At 49.9% G+C, this 17,580-nt stretch carries 18 protein-coding genes, 1 tRNA gene and 1 pseudogene; 16 read left to right on the top strand and 4 right to left on the bottom strand.

The window, feature by feature from the left end:
• The first annotated feature begins 4 nt into the window (after positions 1-4).
• The 14 genes from rpsM (at position 5) to carB (ending at position 13,967) form a co-directional block, all read left to right on the top strand.
• Positions 5-361, top strand: coding sequence for a 30S ribosomal protein S13 (rpsM, locus tag OXI60_03770; GenBank protein ID MDE0308932.1), 357 nt, complete (start codon positions 5-7; stop codon positions 359-361).
• Positions 362-374: 13 nt separating this feature from the next.
• Positions 375-767: a 30S ribosomal protein S11 gene (gene rpsK, locus OXI60_03765; GenBank protein ID MDE0308931.1), complete on the top strand. Its 393-nt coding sequence runs from the start codon at positions 375-377 to the stop codon at positions 765-767.
• A gap of 13 nt (positions 768-780) precedes the next feature.
• Entirely contained in the window at positions 781-1,410 is a 630-nt protein-coding gene (rpsD, locus tag OXI60_03760) for a 30S ribosomal protein S4 (GenBank protein MDE0308930.1), read from the top strand.
• Between the two features lie 18 nt (positions 1,411-1,428).
• A complete protein-coding gene (gene rpoA, locus OXI60_03755) occupies positions 1,429-2,466 on the top strand; it encodes a DNA-directed RNA polymerase subunit alpha (protein MDE0308929.1) in 1,038 nt (345 codons plus the stop codon).
• 6 nt (positions 2,467-2,472) lie between these two features.
• Complete coding sequence (gene rplQ, locus OXI60_03750; protein ID MDE0308928.1) at positions 2,473-2,856, top strand: 50S ribosomal protein L17; 384 nt, start codon at positions 2,473-2,475, stop codon at positions 2,854-2,856.
• A 342-nt stretch (positions 2,857-3,198) separates the two neighbouring features.
• Positions 3,199-3,816, top strand: a complete 618-nt coding sequence (locus tag OXI60_03745) for a DUF924 domain-containing protein (GenBank protein MDE0308927.1) — start codon at positions 3,199-3,201, stop codon at positions 3,814-3,816.
• Between the two features lie 236 nt (positions 3,817-4,052).
• The gene (locus OXI60_03740) at positions 4,053-5,030 is read left to right on the top strand and encodes a malate dehydrogenase (GenBank protein MDE0308926.1); all 978 of its coding nucleotides are present in this window, start codon (positions 4,053-4,055) and stop codon (positions 5,028-5,030) included.
• A 3-nt stretch (positions 5,031-5,033) separates the two neighbouring features.
• Positions 5,034-5,879 (top strand): glycosyltransferase, encoded by an 846-nt coding sequence (locus OXI60_03735; protein ID MDE0308925.1) that lies wholly within the window; start codon positions 5,034-5,036, stop codon positions 5,877-5,879.
• The gene (locus OXI60_03730) at positions 5,876-6,700 is read left to right on the top strand and encodes a hypothetical protein (protein ID MDE0308924.1); all 825 of its coding nucleotides are present in this window, start codon (positions 5,876-5,878) and stop codon (positions 6,698-6,700) included. Before OXI60_03735 ends, OXI60_03730 begins: the two co-directional genes overlap by 4 nt.
• Positions 6,701-6,757: 57 nt before the next feature.
• The gene (locus OXI60_03725) at positions 6,758-7,723 is read left to right on the top strand and encodes a hypothetical protein (protein MDE0308923.1); all 966 of its coding nucleotides are present in this window, start codon (positions 6,758-6,760) and stop codon (positions 7,721-7,723) included.
• Complete coding sequence (locus OXI60_03720) at positions 7,723-8,439, top strand: SDR family NAD(P)-dependent oxidoreductase (protein ID MDE0308922.1); 717 nt, start codon at positions 7,723-7,725, stop codon at positions 8,437-8,439. The genes OXI60_03725 and OXI60_03720 overlap by 1 nt, the downstream gene beginning before the upstream one ends.
• Positions 8,440-8,532: 93 nt before the next feature.
• A complete protein-coding gene (gene dapB, locus OXI60_03715) occupies positions 8,533-9,330 on the top strand; it encodes a 4-hydroxy-tetrahydrodipicolinate reductase (GenBank protein ID MDE0308921.1) in 798 nt (265 codons plus the stop codon).
• A 232-nt stretch (positions 9,331-9,562) separates the two neighbouring features.
• Complete coding sequence (gene carA, locus OXI60_03710) at positions 9,563-10,741, top strand: glutamine-hydrolyzing carbamoyl-phosphate synthase small subunit (GenBank protein MDE0308920.1); 1,179 nt, start codon at positions 9,563-9,565, stop codon at positions 10,739-10,741.
• Complete coding sequence (carB, locus tag OXI60_03705; protein MDE0308919.1) at positions 10,734-13,967, top strand: carbamoyl-phosphate synthase large subunit; 3,234 nt, start codon at positions 10,734-10,736, stop codon at positions 13,965-13,967. Before carA ends, carB begins: the two co-directional genes overlap by 8 nt.
• A gap of 51 nt (positions 13,968-14,018) precedes the next feature.
• Here carB and OXI60_03700 read toward each other — a convergent pair whose 3' ends face one another.
• Positions 14,019-14,690 carry a Bax inhibitor-1/YccA family protein gene (locus tag OXI60_03700; protein MDE0308918.1) on the bottom strand — a complete coding sequence of 224 codons (672 nt, stop codon included), beginning with the start codon at positions 14,688-14,690 and terminating at the stop codon, positions 14,019-14,021.
• Between the two features lie 234 nt (positions 14,691-14,924).
• Here OXI60_03700 and OXI60_03695 point away from each other — a divergent pair.
• Positions 14,925-15,012, top strand: a tRNA-Ser gene (locus OXI60_03695).
• Between the two features lie 210 nt (positions 15,013-15,222).
• Here the strand turns inward: OXI60_03695 and OXI60_03690 are convergent.
• From OXI60_03690 to OXI60_03680, 3 genes and pseudogenes are all read right to left on the bottom strand, one after another.
• A pseudogene (locus tag OXI60_03690) lies at positions 15,223-15,354 on the bottom strand (transcriptional repressor).
• Positions 15,355-15,424: 70 nt separating this feature from the next.
• Complete coding sequence (locus OXI60_03685) at positions 15,425-16,243, bottom strand: metal ABC transporter permease (GenBank protein MDE0308917.1); 819 nt, start codon at positions 16,241-16,243, stop codon at positions 15,425-15,427.
• 46 nt (positions 16,244-16,289) lie between these two features.
• Positions 16,290-16,973, bottom strand: a complete 684-nt coding sequence (locus OXI60_03680) for a metal ABC transporter ATP-binding protein (GenBank protein ID MDE0308916.1) — start codon at positions 16,971-16,973, stop codon at positions 16,290-16,292.
• Between the two features lie 249 nt (positions 16,974-17,222).
• Between OXI60_03680 and OXI60_03675 the strand changes: the two genes are divergently transcribed.
• Positions 17,223-17,580, top strand: a 358-nt coding sequence (locus tag OXI60_03675; protein ID MDE0308915.1) for a zinc ABC transporter substrate-binding protein, incomplete at its 3' end; no start/stop codon positions are given.

Below are 17,580 nucleotides of genomic sequence, written 5' to 3'. Positions count from 1 at the left end.
TAGATTGGCACGTATAGCAGGAATAAATCTACCCGTACAGAAGCACATTCGTATTGCGTTGACCGCGATTTACGGAATCGGGGTCAAGACTGCCGACACGATCTGTCTGGATACGCAGATCGACGGAAGCAAGAAAGTACGGGAACTCACTGATGAAGAAGCGGAGAAACTTCGTTCGGAAGTCGCAAAATATATGATTGAGGGCGATTTGCGACGGGAGGTTTCCATGAATATCAAGCGGTTGATGGATCTGGGGTGTTATCGGGGATTACGCCATAGGCGAGGGCTTCCTGTGAGGGGGCAGAGAACATCGACAAATGCCAGAACCCGTAAGGGACCGCGCAGACCAATTCGCAAGTAGGTGGTAGATCAAGGTGGCAAGAACTAAGGGCAGAAAGCGTAAGGCCAGAATCAAGCGCACAGTCGGCGAGGGAATCGCACATATTCATGCGACGTTCAATAATACGATCGTGACAATAACCGATCGACAGGGCAATGTGCTTTGTTGGTCGACAGCGGGAAAAATGGATTTCAAGGGTTCGCGTAAAAGTACGCCTTTCGCTGCTCAGATGGCTTCTGAGGACTGTGCAAGAAGTGCGAAGGATATGGGGATGAGATCGATTGAAGTGCAGGTCTGTGGGCCAGGGCCCGGTCGGGATTCTGCTCTGCGTGCGCTCAACGCGGCCGGACTGGAAGTAAGCCGCATTACCGACGTTACACCGATACCCCATAACGGTTGTCGTCCGCCCAAACGTCGAAGACCCTGATTGGAGTTGAACAATGGCAAGATATACGGGACCGGCTTGTAAACTCGCTCGACGCGAACAGGTTGACCTTGGGTTGAAACACCGGGGTGGCTACAGAACGTTTGAGCAAAAGTGTCGAGCTGACAAACTGCCTGGTCAGAAAGTTGCCTCGAGACGCCCGAGAGTGACAGTCTATGGCCGGCTGTTACGGGAAAAGCAGAAGCTCAGAAGAACTTATGGCGTAATGGAGAAGCAGTTTCGTCGACACTTCACGGAAGCTTCGCGAAGACAGGGCTCGACGGGTGTGAATCTACTTCAGATCCTTGAATCCCGGCTGGACAATGTTGTGTATCGGATGGGATTCGGTGCAACGCGGGCTGAGTCACGTCAGCTGGTCAATCACAATGCAATTGAAGTCAACAACAAGCGTGTCAATATTCCATCGTTTGAGGTTAGACCGGGAGATATTGTACAGGTGCGTGAGAAGAGTCGGGAGCAGGTTCGGGTGAAGGAATCACTGGACATCACTGAGCGCAACGGGTTTCCAACTTGGATCGAGGTCGATGTTGACAACTTCCGAGGCGTTTACAAGAATCTGCCTGAGCGCGATGAAATTACTGAAGACATCAATGAGACATTGGTGATTGGTTATTACTCCAAGTAAATTGACACGAGTTTGAATATGGAACAAAGTTACGACGTTTCTGAATTTTTGGCCTTGGCACCCCGTACGATCAAGGTCAAGGAAATTTCCGATAAGCGGGCAGAAGTGTTGCTCGAGCCACTTGCCAGGGGCTTCGGACACACAATGGGAAACGCGCTTCGCAGGATATTGCTGTCTTCGATGCCGGGAGCAGCAATCACCGAAGTGAAAATCTCAGATGGGGAAAAGGATGTATTGCATGAGTTCAACGTCATCGATGGGGTTCGCGAAGAAGTCATCGAGATTTTGATGAATCTGAAAAACCTCGCGGTCAAAATGCATGGCAATGAACGGGATAAGGCAGTACTGAAACTTGACAAGAAAGGTCCGAGTGTCGTGACGGCAGCGGACATCGAGGAAGCTCACGATGTCGAGATCATAGACAAGGATTTTGTGATTGCCCATTTACTGTCCCGCTCCCGATTGGTGATGGAGTTGACCGTGACTCGGGGACATGGCTATCGTTTGCTGGACACAGGAATCGAAACGTCCTCGACTGAGATAGGCAAGTTGGCGGTAGATGCCTACTACACGCCGATTCGACGTGTATCCTATAAGGTCGACAATGCCCGGGTTGGACAGAGAACAGATTTCGACAAGTTGATATTGGACATCGAGACCAATGGCACAATCGAGCCGCGCGACGCAGTGCGGCATGCGGCAACAATACTCCACACACAAACCGAAACGTTTGCCAACTTGCAGGAAACGGTTGAAGAGCCTGAAATCGAGGAAGAGCCTCAATTCGACAAGGAGCTCCTGAAGCCGCTGGATGAGTTGGAGTTGACCGTGAGATCTGCCAATTGCCTGAAAGTTGAGCAGATTCACTATATTGGCGACCTGGTCCAGAAGACCGAGGGGGAACTGTTGAAAACTCCGAATCTCGGCAAGAAATCCCTGACTGAGATCAAGGAAGTGCTGGCGGAACGTAACCTTTACCTTGGTCAGAAACTTGAGAACTGGCCGCCGCCGAGTCTAAGACGGGATTCTTCCGAACTCGATCGTTTGGGAGATTGACAAGCCGTGCGACACCGTAAATCAGGAAGACATCTGAATCGCACTTCGAGTCATCGAAGCGCGATGATGAAAAATATGGCAGCTTCCCTGCTTCGACATGAGCAGATCCGTACAACCGTACCGAAAGCCAAGGAGCTGAGAAGATTTGTCGAACCGCTTATCACACTTGGGAAAGACCCTTCACTGGCGAATCGACGGCTCGCGTTTTCTCGGCTGAGGGACCGTGACATGGTGCAGAAACTGTTTGACACGCTGGGTGATCGCTACAAAGAGCGTCCCGGTGGTTATACACGGATTCTCAAGTGTGGCTACCGCGCTGGCGACGCAGCTCCCATGGCCTATGTCCAACTGGTGGACTCGGACCTAATCTTCCAAGAAACAGAAGACTGATTTCACCTACGTCTTTGGGCCCGGTTGAGTGGCTCGATGCCTGCCGGTAACCGTGACAAAGAACGGTTCAGACGCGTTCGTTATCTACGGCAATTTGATGGCTGATAGCGGAAATCGTTTGCAGGAATGGATTGTACAGCGTCAAGACTGCAAGACGACAACAATGATTACGAGCAACAATGCGGCCAACGCAACAAATAAGCCGACTGTCAGGAACTTTAGTAGAAAACTGAGGCCCTTGTTCATGTTTTTGCGTGTTGTTCGATTATTGTAATTCTCAAGCGATATTATGCCACAGTTTCAGCAGTCAGTTCGTTGTCGCCCGGGAAAATGTTGAGAAGCATGGAATTTGATGTAGACGCCATTCTCGACTTCTGGTTTGCCGACAGCGAACAATCGGAAGAAGAATTCCATCGTCGCATGGAGATGTGGTTTTTGGATCCGGAATTCTTTGATCAGGCTGTCCTGAAATATGAGCCCTTGATCGAATATGTCGCAAACGGACATGCGGTGAATGTGGAATCTGATCCAAAGGGAATTCTTGCGTCGATCATTGCTCTGGACCAGTTCCCGCGAAATATCTACCGCGGAAAACCTCAAGCTTTTGCTTATGACAGCAAGGCGCTGCGACTGACAAACAAAGTCATAGAATCCGGATTGGATCGAACGATGACGTATCTGGAGCGATTGTTTGCCTATCTGCCACTGCAACACTCCGAGGACCTTCAAGTTCAGCAATTGTCGGTCGAAATGTTCGGATCGCTGGTTGATATGGCGCAAACCCAGGCACGGATGGAGCAAGCACAGGAGTCTTTGGTATATGCGGAAATGCACCGGGACATCATAATGCGGTTCGGCCGGTTTCCACATAGAAACGAGATTCTGGATCGGGAATCTACAGCGGAAGAGTTGCAGTATCTTGCAGACGGAGCTGAGACATTCGGTCAAGTCAAAAAATGATGTGAATGGTGTTGCTGTACGATTGCAACACCGATGCTGTGCGATTTCACAAACTTTAGGTTTGCTTTCGCTCACTTGACCGCTCCAAATCACTTTGATCAGCCTGCTTGAGGTTCTTGACTGGGGAGGTTGAGATCCGCTATTGCGAACGCAGTGGTTTATTGGAAACGGAATAACAGTTAAAATCTTCATTTTTCGACCAAACACTTGAACCTGAACTTTCGGGAGGCGAATTCATGAAAAATCCGGTCAGGATTACCGTTACGGGTGCCGCAGGTCAGATCAGTTACAGTCTGTTGTTTCGTATCGCTGCAGGAGACATGCTTGGCACTGATCAGCCGGTCATTCTTCAATTATTGGAAATTTCTCCGGCGATGGATGCTTTGTCCGGCGTGGTGATGGAATTGGATGACTGCGCGTTTGCGACATTGAACGATGTTGTCGCGACTGATAACCCCGAAACTGCCTTTGGCGATGCCGACTACGTTATGATGGTTGGTGCCCGCCCGCGGGGCAAAGGGATGGAACGAAACGACCTGCTCGAAGCGAACGCACAGATATTCACTGCCCAAGGTGCTGTTTTGGACCAAGTGGCAAGTCGATCGGTAAAAGTCTTGGTTGTCGGCAATCCAGCCAACACCAACGCGTTGATCACTGCAAGCAAACTGAAACGCTTGGATGCATCGCAAGTTACAGCGATGACCCGTCTTGATCACAATCGCGCAGTGAGCCAGATTGCTGCAAAAACCGGGGAACATGCTCATACGGTGAAGAAGGTGATCATTTGGGGAAACCACTCCGCTACCCAGTATCCGGATATCCATCATGCGACGGTCAACGGCATGCCGGTATTGGACAGAGTTGATATGGAATGGGTCGAGAATAATTTCATCCCCAAGGTGCAAAAGAGGGGAGCGGAAGTGATCGCAGCAAGAGGCCTGTCCAGTGCAGCTTCGGCGGGTTCCGCTGCCATTGACCACATTCGAACCTGGGTACAAGGCACACCCGAGGGTGACTGGACAAGTATGGGTATTGTCAGCGATCGTTCCTACGGCATGACTGAAGATCTGATCTATTCCTTTCCGGTGACATGTACCGATGGTGGTTACAATATTGTCCAAGATCTCGCGATCAACGAGTTCAGTCGGGACAAGATGCGTATAACCGAAAGCGAGTTGATCGAAGAGCGCGATGCAATTCGAGGGCTTTTATAGTCGGTGTTGGACTTTTCCGTAGTTGTTCCCGCATTCAATCGAAGTGAACTTCTTCAAAGGGCGCTGGATTCTGTAGTTTCGCAGAGTCTGCCACCGCGTGAGGTGATTGTTGTAGACGATGGCTCGACCGACAATACACTTGAGATGTTGTGCTCGAATTTCCCAACCGGCATCAGGGTGATCAGCCAAGAAAACGCCGGTGTCAGCACTGCCCGCAACACGGGCATTTCGGCCAGCAGTTGCGAGTGGATTGCTTTTCTCGATTCCGATGATGAGTGGTACTGTCGCAAGCTCGAAAAGCAAGCGAAGTTTCTATCGGAAAATCCAAAACTCCTGATTTGCCATAGTGATGAGATTTGGATTCGCAATGGAATTCGCGTTAATCCCAAAAGACGTCATGCGAAGTCGGGAGGATGGATATTTCCCGATTGTCTGCCGCTTTGTGCGATTTCACCGTCCGCTGTGATCATCAATCAAGGGGTGTGTGCGGATGTGGGTGGTTTTGATGAGCGTCTGCCGGTTTGCGAGGATTACGATATGTGGTTGAGGGTAACATCGAAATATCCGGTCGGTTTCGTAGATGAGCCATTGGTGATCAAGTACGGTGGACATGATGACCAACTATCTCAGGCCTATCCGGCGATGGACCGGTTCAGAATAACCGCTCTGATCAAGTTGTTGGAGTCTGACTCGCTTAGCACGGACTATCGGATGCAAACCCTTGAGGTCCTGACCGTGAAGATTCAGATCTACTGTAACGGCGCACGCAAAAGGGGTCGGGAGTCCGAAGCGAATGAGTTGGAATCTATGGCACAGCGATTCCAGCACGAACTGAGCAGTCTTGAATGATTGCCTCTGTCAATATTGTTACAGCGATGAAATCGGAGGCTTTGCCACTGATCGACCACTTTTGCCTGGAAAGAATGACGCAAAAGGGGGAACCATTTTCCATCTTCGGGAATGATGAATTGAAATTAATCGTTAGCGGAGTTGGTACGTCCATGGCGCACAAGGCGGTTCGGTACCTGTCACGAAATGACAAATCTGCGCAGACCAGTGCATGGTTGAACGTGGGTGTCGTCGGCCATGGAACATACGCGACCGGAACAGGATTTCTTGCAAACTGCATTGTCGAAAGCGCCACCCAACGGACTATCTATCCTTCATTTACCATCGATCATGACCTGCCAACTGGAAAAGTCATCACCGTCGACGGGGTGAATACGGACTATCAACCGCACGCCGGGTACGATATGGAAGCATTCGGTTTTGCAACCGCAGCGACACAATTCTCGACACTCGAAATGATTCATTGTTTCAAGGTTGTGTCGGACAACCAAGATCATTCCGTTCAGCACCTGACCAAGACAGATATCCAAGATTTCATTGCCGGCCACGTCGGAGCGATTGATCGACTATGCGGTCAACTGCACGGTCTCGCCAAGTCGGTTGCCCGACGGCTCCATCCGGAGGACCTCACAATTGAATTCGCCAAGCGTTGGCGGATGACGACCGCACAACGAGAGATATTAAAAAGAAAACTTCATAAAACCAAATTATTGGAATTAGATATTAAGGTGGATTCTGATATCGTCCGAGATTGCCTGAATGCATCAGCGATGCTGGCTTGTGTTCAGGAATTCTTGGATCAACACTGGAAGTATGTGTAGAGGGACGCTGTCTTGTACTCGACAATCTATATAGAGCAAGAAGTGTCGGGACATCCGATGACGCAAAAAATACTGAAACAATTTGCTTCGGCGGATATTGTTGAGTGTGACCGGTATGGCGAGATTTTCAATCGCAAGGCACAGGATTTCCGGTTACAAAAGCAACGTCCGTCCTTGGTACTTGCACGCAAATTCACAAATCATGTCCTGTCGGTACCGAGCGGCTACGGAGTCGGCGGTACTCACAACTATTATTTTTCTGTTATGCTCAATTGCATCTACGATTGTCGATATTGTTTTTTACAGGGTATGTATCGTTCTGCGCATCATGTTGTATTCGTCAATTACGATGATTTCGCACAGTCTATCAAAAGCACAGTAGCTGAACACGATTCGAACGATCAGGTCTGGTTTTTTTCGGGCTATGACTGCGATAGCCTGGCCATGGAACCGATCATTGGAATGGCACAGTACTTTATCGGAACCGTCAGTGCATTGGAAAATGTCTGGCTGGAACTTAGGACCAAGAGTACACAGATTCGATCGTTGCTTACCCGGGAGGTGGTTCCCAACGTCGTTACTGCGTTCAGTTTGACGCCTCAAAGGATCTCGTCTTCATTGGAACACAAGGTACCGCAACTGGACAAGCGAATTGCAGCGATGGAGCGACTTCAGGAACGTGGTTGGAAAATTGGATTGCGTTTCGATCCATTGATTTTTGTGCCCGATTACCGAAGCCAGTATCTGGAACTGATGGAGAGGATCTTTTCTGCTGTCGATGCGGATTTGATTCATTCTGTGACGATTGGCGCTTTCCGACTGCCCAAGGAGTTTTATCGGACTGTGGGCAATTTGTATCCGGACAGTCGGTTTGTCGCCCAACCGTTTGAGTTGCGTAACGGGGCTGTCACCTATCCAAAGTCTGTGGAGATGGATATGAAGTGGTGGTGTTACGAGCAACTTGGCAGGTTCATGGATTTGGACACAGTCCATATCGATGAGTTGGTGCTGGATCCACAGTGATGTCATCGAAAATTGTGGTAACGGGTACGAGTGCCGGCATCGGCTTGGCCGTGGCACGACGATTGCTTGAGAACTCACATGAAGTCATTGGTATATCCCGGCGCACATCTGACGAGTTGAATCAGCACTTCGCCAATCGTTTTACCCAAGAGATTATTGATCTATCTGAACCTGTTGCTGTGCAGGAACGCTTTCCGATTCTTGTGAAGCGTCATGCCGATGTCAATGCGATTGTATTTTGTGCCGGTTATGGAAGATTCGGGAGTCTTGAGGAGTTTTCGTACGATCAGATTGCCAGGATGGTCAACACCAATTTACTGTCGACCATGTATCTTGCAAGAGCTTTCTTGCCGCAGATGAAACGTAAACTCAGCGGCAAGCTGATCTTTATCGGATCGGAATCAGTGTTATCGGGTGGTCGGCGGGGCGCAGTCTATACCGCAACCAAGTCTGCCCTAGATGGATTTGTGAAGTCACTGCGACGCGAGTGCTCGTCGGACGGAATCCATGCGGGAATCGTTACACTTGGTATGGTCAAAACCGAATTTTACGAACAGGCGCAATTTACGCATGGTGAATCTGGTGATAACTTCATACTTCCAGAAGATGTGGCTGAAGCTGTCGCCATGATGCTTGAATCGCGACCGGGAACAGTGATTGATGAGGTAAGAATCACACCGCTCAAAAGCGTAATTACACGTCGGCGAACGGACTAAATTTGCGATAATAGTTTGTTGAAAATGGCAGGTTTCGGATGACGTAACAATGCCCGTTACATTCATTGCCAAGGCTTTGGTAAATTGTCAGAAATGTTGAGAATTGCAGTATCCGGCTCAGCCGGCCGAATGGGTAAAACGTTGATTCAGGCAGTCTATGAATCGCAAGGTGTGGAGTTGACCCACTCAGTTGAAGTTCCAGGCCATGATTCAATCGGTTCTGACGCGGGCTTGCTTTCGGGAGTGGGCGATATTGGCGTGGAAGTCAAGGATTCCCTGGACACTGATCTGTTTGATGTCCTGATCGAGTTCACCACGCCGGAAGCGACGATGCAACATGTCGCAAAATGTGCTGCAGAGGGTAAGGATGTCGTCCTTGGCACCACAGGACTGACTGAAGAGAATCTGAATCAGCTTCAGGAAGCTGCCAAAGAAATTAGAGTGGTTGCAGCACCGAATATGAGTGTTGGCGTCAATTTGTGCTTCAAGTTGCTGCAGATGGCCGCTGAGACTTTCGGAGATTCGGTTGATGTGGAAGTGATTGAGGCACATCATCGTGCGAAAGTGGACGCACCATCGGGCACAGCATTGAAAATGGGTGAGGTGGTCGCCGAAACACTCGGCAGGTCAATTCAAGAGCATGGACAGTTCGTCCGACATGGAAGAACCGGAGCACGCGGAGACAAGACGATCGGATTCGCAACAATCCGGGCAGGCGATATAGTAGGGGAGCATACTGTTATGTTTGCTGCTCCCGGTGAGCGAGTTGAGATTACCCATCGGTCCTCCAGCCGAATGAATTATGCCAATGGGTCAGTGCGTGCCGCCTTGTGGCTGGTAACTCGCCCACCTGGTCTGTATCAGATGACAGATGTATTGGGATTCGATTGATCAGTCGATTCGCCTTGACTGGCAGCAATCCCATAGTCGACTGGATTCGGCAGTGAGACGATGCGAGCAGATGCAGCCGTTTGGCGCATCAGTCAGCGACCGATCGGCCGATCGTATGCAACTGGATCTGGATGGGAAAGCTTGGACAAGCAGTGCAAGTTTAAATTCTTGAGTCAGATGAGTGATTGTTTGTGAGCGAATTGCTGATCAGCATAGTCGATATATTGTTTGAATGAAATCTGGTGAAATGAGAAAAGCGCTGCTTGCCTTGCAAGATGGCACTGTATTTGAGGGCTATGCGTTCGGTGCATCTGGTACCGCCGTCGGTGAGGTGATTTTCAATACATCCATCACCGGCTATCAGGAAATAATCACCGACCCGTCCTACGCCCGGCAGATCGTGGCCTTTACGCATCCTCAGATCGGGAATGTCGGCGCAAATGCCCAAGATGTGGAAGCCAAAACACCCCATGCATCAGCCATGGTAATCAAGAGCCTGCCAATCCGAGTCAGCAATTGGAGATCCGAGTCGTCCATCGGTGAATTTCTGCGCCAGACTGGAGTCGTGGGTATTCATGGTGTCGACACCCGTCAGCTCACGCGGTTGATCAGGTCCAAGGGCGCACAGAATGGCTGTGTGACAAGTGATCACGATCAAGTTGATGCCGAGTCCGCAATCAGTCTGGCGCGGGATTTTCCTGGACTCAAAGGTATGGACTTGGCGAAGGAAGTCTCGACCAGATCAATTTACACATGGAGTGACGGTACTTTTGATCTTGACTCAGGCAGCTCAAGAAAAGCCACGGATCCGGTCGATCGATATTCTGTTGCCGCCTATGATTATGGAATTAAATACAATATCTTACGTATGTTATCTGACCGTAATTGTGACGTAACTGTCGTTCCGGCGCAAACACCTTACGATGAACTTGGTCGTGACTTTGATGGTGTATTTCTTTCAAATGGGCCGGGTGATCCCGAACCATGCGGCTACGCAATTTCGAACATCGAACAGATTCTGCAGCGATATATACCGGTCTTTGGTATCTGTCTTGGGCATCAGCTGCTGGCACTTGCTAGCGGAGGGCGCACCATGAAAATGAAATTCGGTCATCACGGTGCCAATCATCCTGTGCGAGACCTGTCGACAGGGGAAATCATGATTACAAGTCAGAACCATGGTTTTGCTGTGGATGACGATCATCTGCCGGACGATCTCGTCGTCACGCATCGTTCACTGTTTGACGGCACTATTCAGGGTCTGGCACACACTCGCTATCCGGCATTCTCCTTTCAGGGACATCCGGAGGCAAGTCCCGGACCGCATGATTGTTCAGCATTATTTGATCGATTCATCAACATGATGCGGGAGCGAAATCTCACCATATCCGCTGCGGCAAGCCATGCCTAAGCGAACTGATCTCGAAACCATATTGATTATCGGTGCTGGGCCGATTGTGATCGGTCAGGCTTGTGAATTCGATTATTCAGGGGTACAAGCCTGCAGGGCATTGAAGGATGAAGGGTATCGAGTGGTACTCGTCAATTCCAATCCGGCAACTATCATGACTGATCCGGAATTTGCGGATTCCACATATATCGAACCCATCCGATGGCGATCGGTGGCGGAAATCATCAAGGTCGAGCGACCGGACGCCATTTTGCCTACTATGGGCGGCCAGACTGGATTGAACTGTGCGTTGGATCTTGTTCGTAACAATGTATTGGAACAATACGGTGTTGAACTGATAGGTGCAACCAGGGAATCCATTGACAAGGCTGAAGATCGAGAGAAATTTCGCCAATGTATGGACGAAATTGGACTTGAATATGTCCGCGGGTCGCTGGCCCACAGTATGGAGGATGCGTTACAGATACTTTCGGAAATTGGATTTCCTGCAATAATCCGTCCCTCTTTTACTCTCGGCGGCTCCGGGGGTGGAATCGCGTACAACCGCGATGAATTCATGGACATCTGCCTGAGAGGCCTGCGGGCATCGCCAACCAGCGAATTACTCATTGAGGAGAGTATTTCAGGCTGGAAAGAGTTTGAGATGGAGGTTGTTCGAGATAACAGTGACAACTGCATCATTGTCTGTTCCATCGAGAATCTTGATGCCATGGGTCTGCATACCGGGGATTCAATCACCATTGCGCCTGCCCAGACACTGACCGATAAGGAATATCAGCGGATGCGAGATGCAAGCATTGCGGTGATGAGGGTAATCGGTGTAGACACAGGTGGATCGAATGTCCAGTTCGCGATCAATCCGCAAGATGGGAGAATGGTGATCATTGAAATGAATCCAAGAGTTTCCAGATCATCCGCCCTGGCATCGAAAGCAACTGGATTTCCGATTGCGAAAGTCGCGGCAAAGCTCGCAGTCGGTTATACCTTGGACGAACTTCACAATGACATTACAGGTGGTGCCACCCCGGCTTCGTTTGAACCGACAATCGATTACATTGTTACCAAGATACCGCGCTTTGACTTCCAGAAATTTCCACACTCGGATGCGACCCTGACCACACAGATGAAATCTGTCGGCGAGGTCATGGCGATCGGCCGAACATTTCAGGAGTCGCTTCAAAAAGCAATCCGCAGTTTGGAGATCGGAACATTCGGCTTCGAGACTCCCCGGGGATTGAAGGACACTGACGGAAGCGTCGATGATCTGATGCACTCGAAGCTCAGCATACCTGGGGCAGGGCGTCTTTGGTACATTGGAGAGGCATTCCGCCGAGGGATGAGCGTTGATCGCGTCAATGACCTGACAGGCATCGATCCTTGGTTTTTGGCAGAAATTCAGCATCTGATCGATGTGGAAGAACAAATCAGGATGAGTTCCCGTCCGATCAGCGTCGAATCACTCAGTCAATGGAAGCAACAGGGTTTTTCCGATCACAGGCTGGGTGATCTACTGGGTTGCGATGAGGCGGAAATCCGTACCTTGCGCTACTCATTGGGCATACATCCGGTTTACAAGCGCGTGGATTCGTGTGCGGGCGAATTTGATACACCGACTGCATATATGTATTCCACATATGAAAGTGAGTGTGAGTCCAATCCTGATAAAGATCGAAAAATTGTCGTTTTGGGTGGCGGTCCCAATAGGATCGGACAAGGAATCGAATTCGATTACTGCTGTGTGCATGCGGCAATGGCATTGCGAGAAGATGGCTACCAGACGATTATGGTGAACTGCAATCCTGAAACTGTCTCCACAGATTATGACGTGTCAGACCGGCTGTATTTCGAACCGCTTACCGTTGAGGATGTGCTGGAAGTATGTCGGATAGAGAGTCCGGATGGTGTGATTGTTCAATATGGCGGGCAGACCCCGTTGAAAATTGCCCGCGAGCTTACCAATGAAGGTGTGAACATTATCGGAACCTCAGCTAATTCCATTCATCTGGCCGAGGACAGGAAGTATTTTCAGGACCTGCTTCACAAGCTTGATCTGAGACAACCTCCGAATTCAACAGCTGTTGCCATCGAGGATGCCCTGAATGCGGCTGAAACGATTGGTTACCCGTTAGTTGTGCGCCCATCGTACGTTCTTGGCGGACGCGCGATGGAAATTGTCCGAGACTCTGATCAACTGCAGGCTTACATGGGGGCTGCAATCGACGTTTCGCATGATTCACCCGTATTGCTCGACAAGTTCCTGAGTGACGCCATAGAAGTCGATGTTGACGCGATCTGTGACGGCGAAGAGGTATTCATTGGCGGGATCATGCAGCACATTGAACTCGCAGGAGTTCACTCGGGCGATTCTTCCTGCTCGTTACCTGCATTCAGCCTGACAGAGGAACTGCTCGACGGGCTGCGCCAGCAGACTCGGGAGATGGCATTCGCGCTGAATGTGATTGGTCTCATGAACGTACAGTTTGCGATCAAGGGCGCTGAGATATACGTATTGGAAGTCAATCCTCGAGCTTCCCGGACAGTTCCGTTTGTATCAAAAGCGACATCGATCCCACTGGCCAAAGTTGGGGCGCGCTGCATGTTGGGACAGACGCTCCGCCAACAGGGTGTGACCCACGAAGTCATCCCATCGTTCTTCAGTGTCAAGGAAGCTGTATTCCCGTTTGAGAAATTTCCAGGCTCAGAGCCGTTGCTCGGTCCGGAGATGAAGAGTACCGGCGAGGTCATGGGTATCGGTCGTTCTTTCGGGGAAGCTTACTGGAAGGCGTTTCATGCAACCGGATACTCGATTGCTGAATCCGGCAATGCGCTGCTCAGCGTTTCGGGTGATGATCAGGCCGGAATCATTGAGGTAGGCAGAGTTCTCGCCGAGAGGGGATATACACTGTATGGGACAGATGGAACAGCAAAACTGCTGTCAAGCCATGGTATCGATGTCAGCCGCGTCAATAAAGTGCGGGAAGGCCGCCCGCATGTAGTTGACATGCTGAAGAACAACGAGATTGATCTGATTGTAAACGTTCCGCGCAAGAGAGCTAGCGTCGCTGATTCTGAGACCATTCTGAAAGAGGCGCTGAAGCGAAATGTTGCTCATTTCACGACAATATCTGCGGCAAAGGCAATTTGTGCCGCACTTGCCGATTCGACCAAATCAGCAGTCCCATACCGACTGCAGACACTTCATAAAGAAAAAGCCGTCAACCGATAGGCGACGGCTTTTCCTGATCGTGCTCCGTGAATGGAGCCTATGGCGATTCGCTCACTCGCGACCTCCGAAGATTCCCAGAATCTGGATCAGACTGAGGAACAGATTGTATATGGAGATAAAGAGCGTAACGGTCGCCATGATGTAATTTGTCTCACCGCCATGCACGATCGCGCTGGTCTGGTAGAGGATCAACCCTGACATCAGAATGATGAACATACCGGAGACTGCAATTGACAGCATGGGCAGATTGAAGAAAATTGCGGCAAGGGACATGATGAATGCAGCCAGAATACCGGCAAAAAGCATTCCACCCAGAAATGCAAAATTCTTTCGGGTAGTCAGCGCATAAGCGGACAATCCAAGGAATATCAGTCCGGTTCCGCCAAATGCGGTCATGACGATCTGATCACCGTTAGGAATGACGGTCAGATAATGCGAGATGATCGGTCCAAGGGTGAAACCCATGAATCCGGTGAGTGCGAACACGCATACGATGCCCAGTCCGGAATTGCGCATGGCACTGGTCAGAAACAACAATCCGAAATAACCCACCAAAGTGATGATCAGTCCGGGATGCGGCCAGTTCAATGCAACAGAAAGCGCTGCGACACCGGCACAAAACAACAGAGTCATCGACAGCAGAATGTATGTGTTCCGAAGAACCCTGTTGACAACGACACTTGAAGTTCTTTGTTGTGAAAGTACTTGGTCGTTTATTCTCATAGAACGTTCCCTCTTGAAAAATAAAGGTATGCTAATTGTACGATTACGATAGTGATTTTACAAATTTGCGGCTAATATTCTTACTCGGAATATAAAGATGGTTCATAATATTTCAAGGCCTTTGACTGCATTTCCGTACAGTCGCTATTCATCGAAACAATTCAACAGGCAGTTTGCGAATTCGCCTGTTTTGCTATTCGGAGAATCACATCCTGCAGTTCGGTTCCATAAAACGGAGAGGTGGCTGAGTGGACGAAAGCGGCGGTCTTGAAAACCGTTGAAGGGCAACCTTCCGGGGGTTCGAATCCCTCCCTCTCCGCCATTGCAGGGTACGACTGCATCCCGCCTATACGGCTCAGTTACAGTCGGGGCAGCGTCCTTTGATTTCCACCTTCAGTTCCTGAGGGGTAAACCCGTCCCAGCTGTCGCAATTCTCCAATTGGTCGGAAAAGACCGGAATCGGCATCTCTTTGACCAATCCGCAGTTATTGCAGATGGCAATGAATGATCGCCCTATAACGTGCGTTTGGTCGCATGCGATGTATGCGTTAAGGCTTTCCACCTTGTGAACAAGACCGTATTCGAGCAATTTGTCCAGTACCCGATAGATCTGGCTCGGCGCGCGGAACCCCTGGTCCCGGCATGCATCGAGAATGTCGTAGGCGCCTTGGGCTGTTTTCTTCTTTAGAAGAAAGTCGTATACCAGTTGCTGTCTTGGTGTTTGTGGTTTCATTTCAGACGCTGCCACTGCGCCGTTTTCGCATTCCGACTATTGCAGTTGTGGCAACACCGATCACGAAAATGACAATCGCGTTTATGACAATACTTGGGCCTGGCGGTGTGTCAAGTTCAACCGACATGATGAGTCCGAATATTACTGCAATGACGCCGAACGCCGACGCAAGAACTGCCATTTGTTCCGGAGTTTTGGCGAACTGACGGGCTGCCGCAGCTGGAATGATCAGCAGCGCGACGGTCAGGATTATTCCCACTATCTTCATCGCAAAGGCAACAATCCCCGCTAAAAGCACCATCATGATGAAACGATTCTGGACAGGTTGCATGTCCTCAGCAGTGGCGATCTGCTCATCGACTGCAAGGCAGATCAGATTATCCCATCTACGAATCAACACAAACAAAATCACTGCACCGCCGCCATAGATCATCAATATGTCCAACCACCCTGCCGCCAGGATGTTTCCAAACAGAAAGTGAAGCACATCCACTCGAACCCAATACATGAGAGATACCAAGACCAGTCCTATAGAAAGTGACGCGTGAGACAGAACACCAAGCGTGGAGTCTCCGGAAAGTGTTGACTGATCGTTAATTCGTCCAACGATCAGCCCAATCAGCAGACACACTGCGAAAACACCGACAATCAGGTTGAATTCGAGAGCAAGTGCCAAAGCGATACCGAGTAATGCGGAATGTGCCATGGCATCACCGAAGTATGCAAGCCTTTGCCATACTACGAAGCAGCCCAGCGGACCGGCGATTATTGCGAATCCCACACCTGCAATGACCGCACGGGTGATGAAATCGTCGAACATATCGGTTGTCGTCAGGCCCTATGGGTCGAATTGTGGACAAAAGTCATTATCGATGACTGACGCTGCCATCGGGAAGGTGCCTATGGTCATGATGATGCTGATATAGTGCGTGGGAACGTGCCGCTTCCTGTCCGAAGAGCGTTTCAAACGCACTGTCGTTAACGACATGTGTCGGTGTTCCGGCACAGCAGATGTGACTGTTGATACATACGACAACATCTGTTTTTGCCATCACCATATGTAGATTGTGACACACCAACAAAATACCGCACTTCAACCGGTCCCGAATGTTGACAATCTGATTGTAGAGCTTCATCTCTGCCTGGAAGTCCAATCCCTGGGAGGGTTCATCAAGGATCAGCAGATCGGGCTTCTTCAGAAGTGCGCGTGCGAACAGCACCCTTTGGAACTCACCGCCTGAGAGTTCCCGCACAGGCTGGTCAGCTGTCCCGAGAATTTTCATCTCTTCCAATACTTCTTCCATCTCGTGAGTGCCGAATTTCTCACTGACATTCATCAAACGTCGTACAGTCATTGGAAGTGTGGGCTTGATCTCAACGTTCTGGGGTACATATCCGATTCGAACATTGTCGGACCTTGAGACGGAGCCGCTATCAGGTACGATTACGCCACATAGGACTTTTGCCACTGTCGTTTTGCCGCTTCCATTCGGACCGATCAGAGAAACAATTTCGCCCCGTCCGATTGACAGGTCGATGTTCCGAATCAACCACCGTCCATTTCGGCAGACGCCCGCCGACTGCAATTGTGCAAGAACTGAATTCAATTCACTGGCGGACGTTCGTCGCGTGGCGGTACGATATACTATAATATAACATCATCGTTGAACTGAACTAGAGTATCCATGAGAAAAATCTGCGCTATTGCGCTAATCATGTCAATTATAGGCAGTGCAGGTGCTTCCGATAGCAGAATTGTCGCTAGCATAAATCCAATTCACAGCTTGGTTTCTTCCGTTATGGAGGGGATAGGAACACCTGAACTGCTTCTTGAAGGCACTTATTCCGTTCATGGATACCAGATAAAGCCATCAGACGTAAAGCTGTTGGAAAATACTGATGTAATGTTCTGGATCGGGCCCACGATGGAATCAACTTTGACATCTTTCATCTCAAGTATGCAGGAAGATACAGTAGTGATTGAGGTCGGAGAGATGCACGGTCTGTTACTTTATGAGACTCGAGAATCTCCTGATGGAGGACATGGTGACGAGGATGAGGATCATCACGGAGAGGAAGAAGACGATCACGGAAGGGCTGAAGGTGAGGATGAGGATCATCACGGAGAGGAGGAAGACGATCACGGAAGGGCTGAAG

It is taken from the genome of Acidiferrobacterales bacterium (assembly GCA_028820695.1).
Lineage (GTDB): Bacteria > Pseudomonadota > Gammaproteobacteria > Arenicellales > JAJDZL01 > JAJDZL01.
This window is presented reverse-complemented; position numbering and strand designations above follow the sequence as displayed.

Coding starts and splice junctions, on each gene's coding strand:
- rpsD (MDE0308930.1), top strand. CDS start 781: ATGGCAAGATATACGGGACCGGCTTGTAAACTCGCTCGACGCGAACAG.
- rpoA (MDE0308929.1), top strand. CDS start 1,429: ATGGAACAAAGTTACGACGTTTCTGAATTTTTGGCCTTGGCACCCCGT.
- OXI60_03745 (MDE0308927.1), top strand. CDS start 3,199: ATGGAATTTGATGTAGACGCCATTCTCGACTTCTGGTTTGCCGACAGC.
- OXI60_03740 (MDE0308926.1), top strand. CDS start 4,053: ATGAAAAATCCGGTCAGGATTACCGTTACGGGTGCCGCAGGTCAGATC.
- OXI60_03730 (MDE0308924.1), top strand. CDS start 5,876: ATGATTGCCTCTGTCAATATTGTTACAGCGATGAAATCGGAGGCTTTG.
- OXI60_03725 (MDE0308923.1), top strand. CDS start 6,758: ATGACGCAAAAAATACTGAAACAATTTGCTTCGGCGGATATTGTTGAG.
- OXI60_03720 (MDE0308922.1), top strand. CDS start 7,723: ATGTCATCGAAAATTGTGGTAACGGGTACGAGTGCCGGCATCGGCTTG.
- dapB (MDE0308921.1), top strand. CDS start 8,533: ATGTTGAGAATTGCAGTATCCGGCTCAGCCGGCCGAATGGGTAAAACG.
- carA (MDE0308920.1), top strand. CDS start 9,563: ATGAAATCTGGTGAAATGAGAAAAGCGCTGCTTGCCTTGCAAGATGGC.
- carB (MDE0308919.1), top strand. CDS start 10,734: ATGCCTAAGCGAACTGATCTCGAAACCATATTGATTATCGGTGCTGGG.
- OXI60_03700 (MDE0308918.1), bottom strand. CDS start 14,690: ATGAGAATAAACGACCAAGTACTTTCACAACAAAGAACTTCAAGTGTC.
- OXI60_03685 (MDE0308917.1), bottom strand. CDS start 16,243: ATGTTCGACGATTTCATCACCCGTGCGGTCATTGCAGGTGTGGGATTC.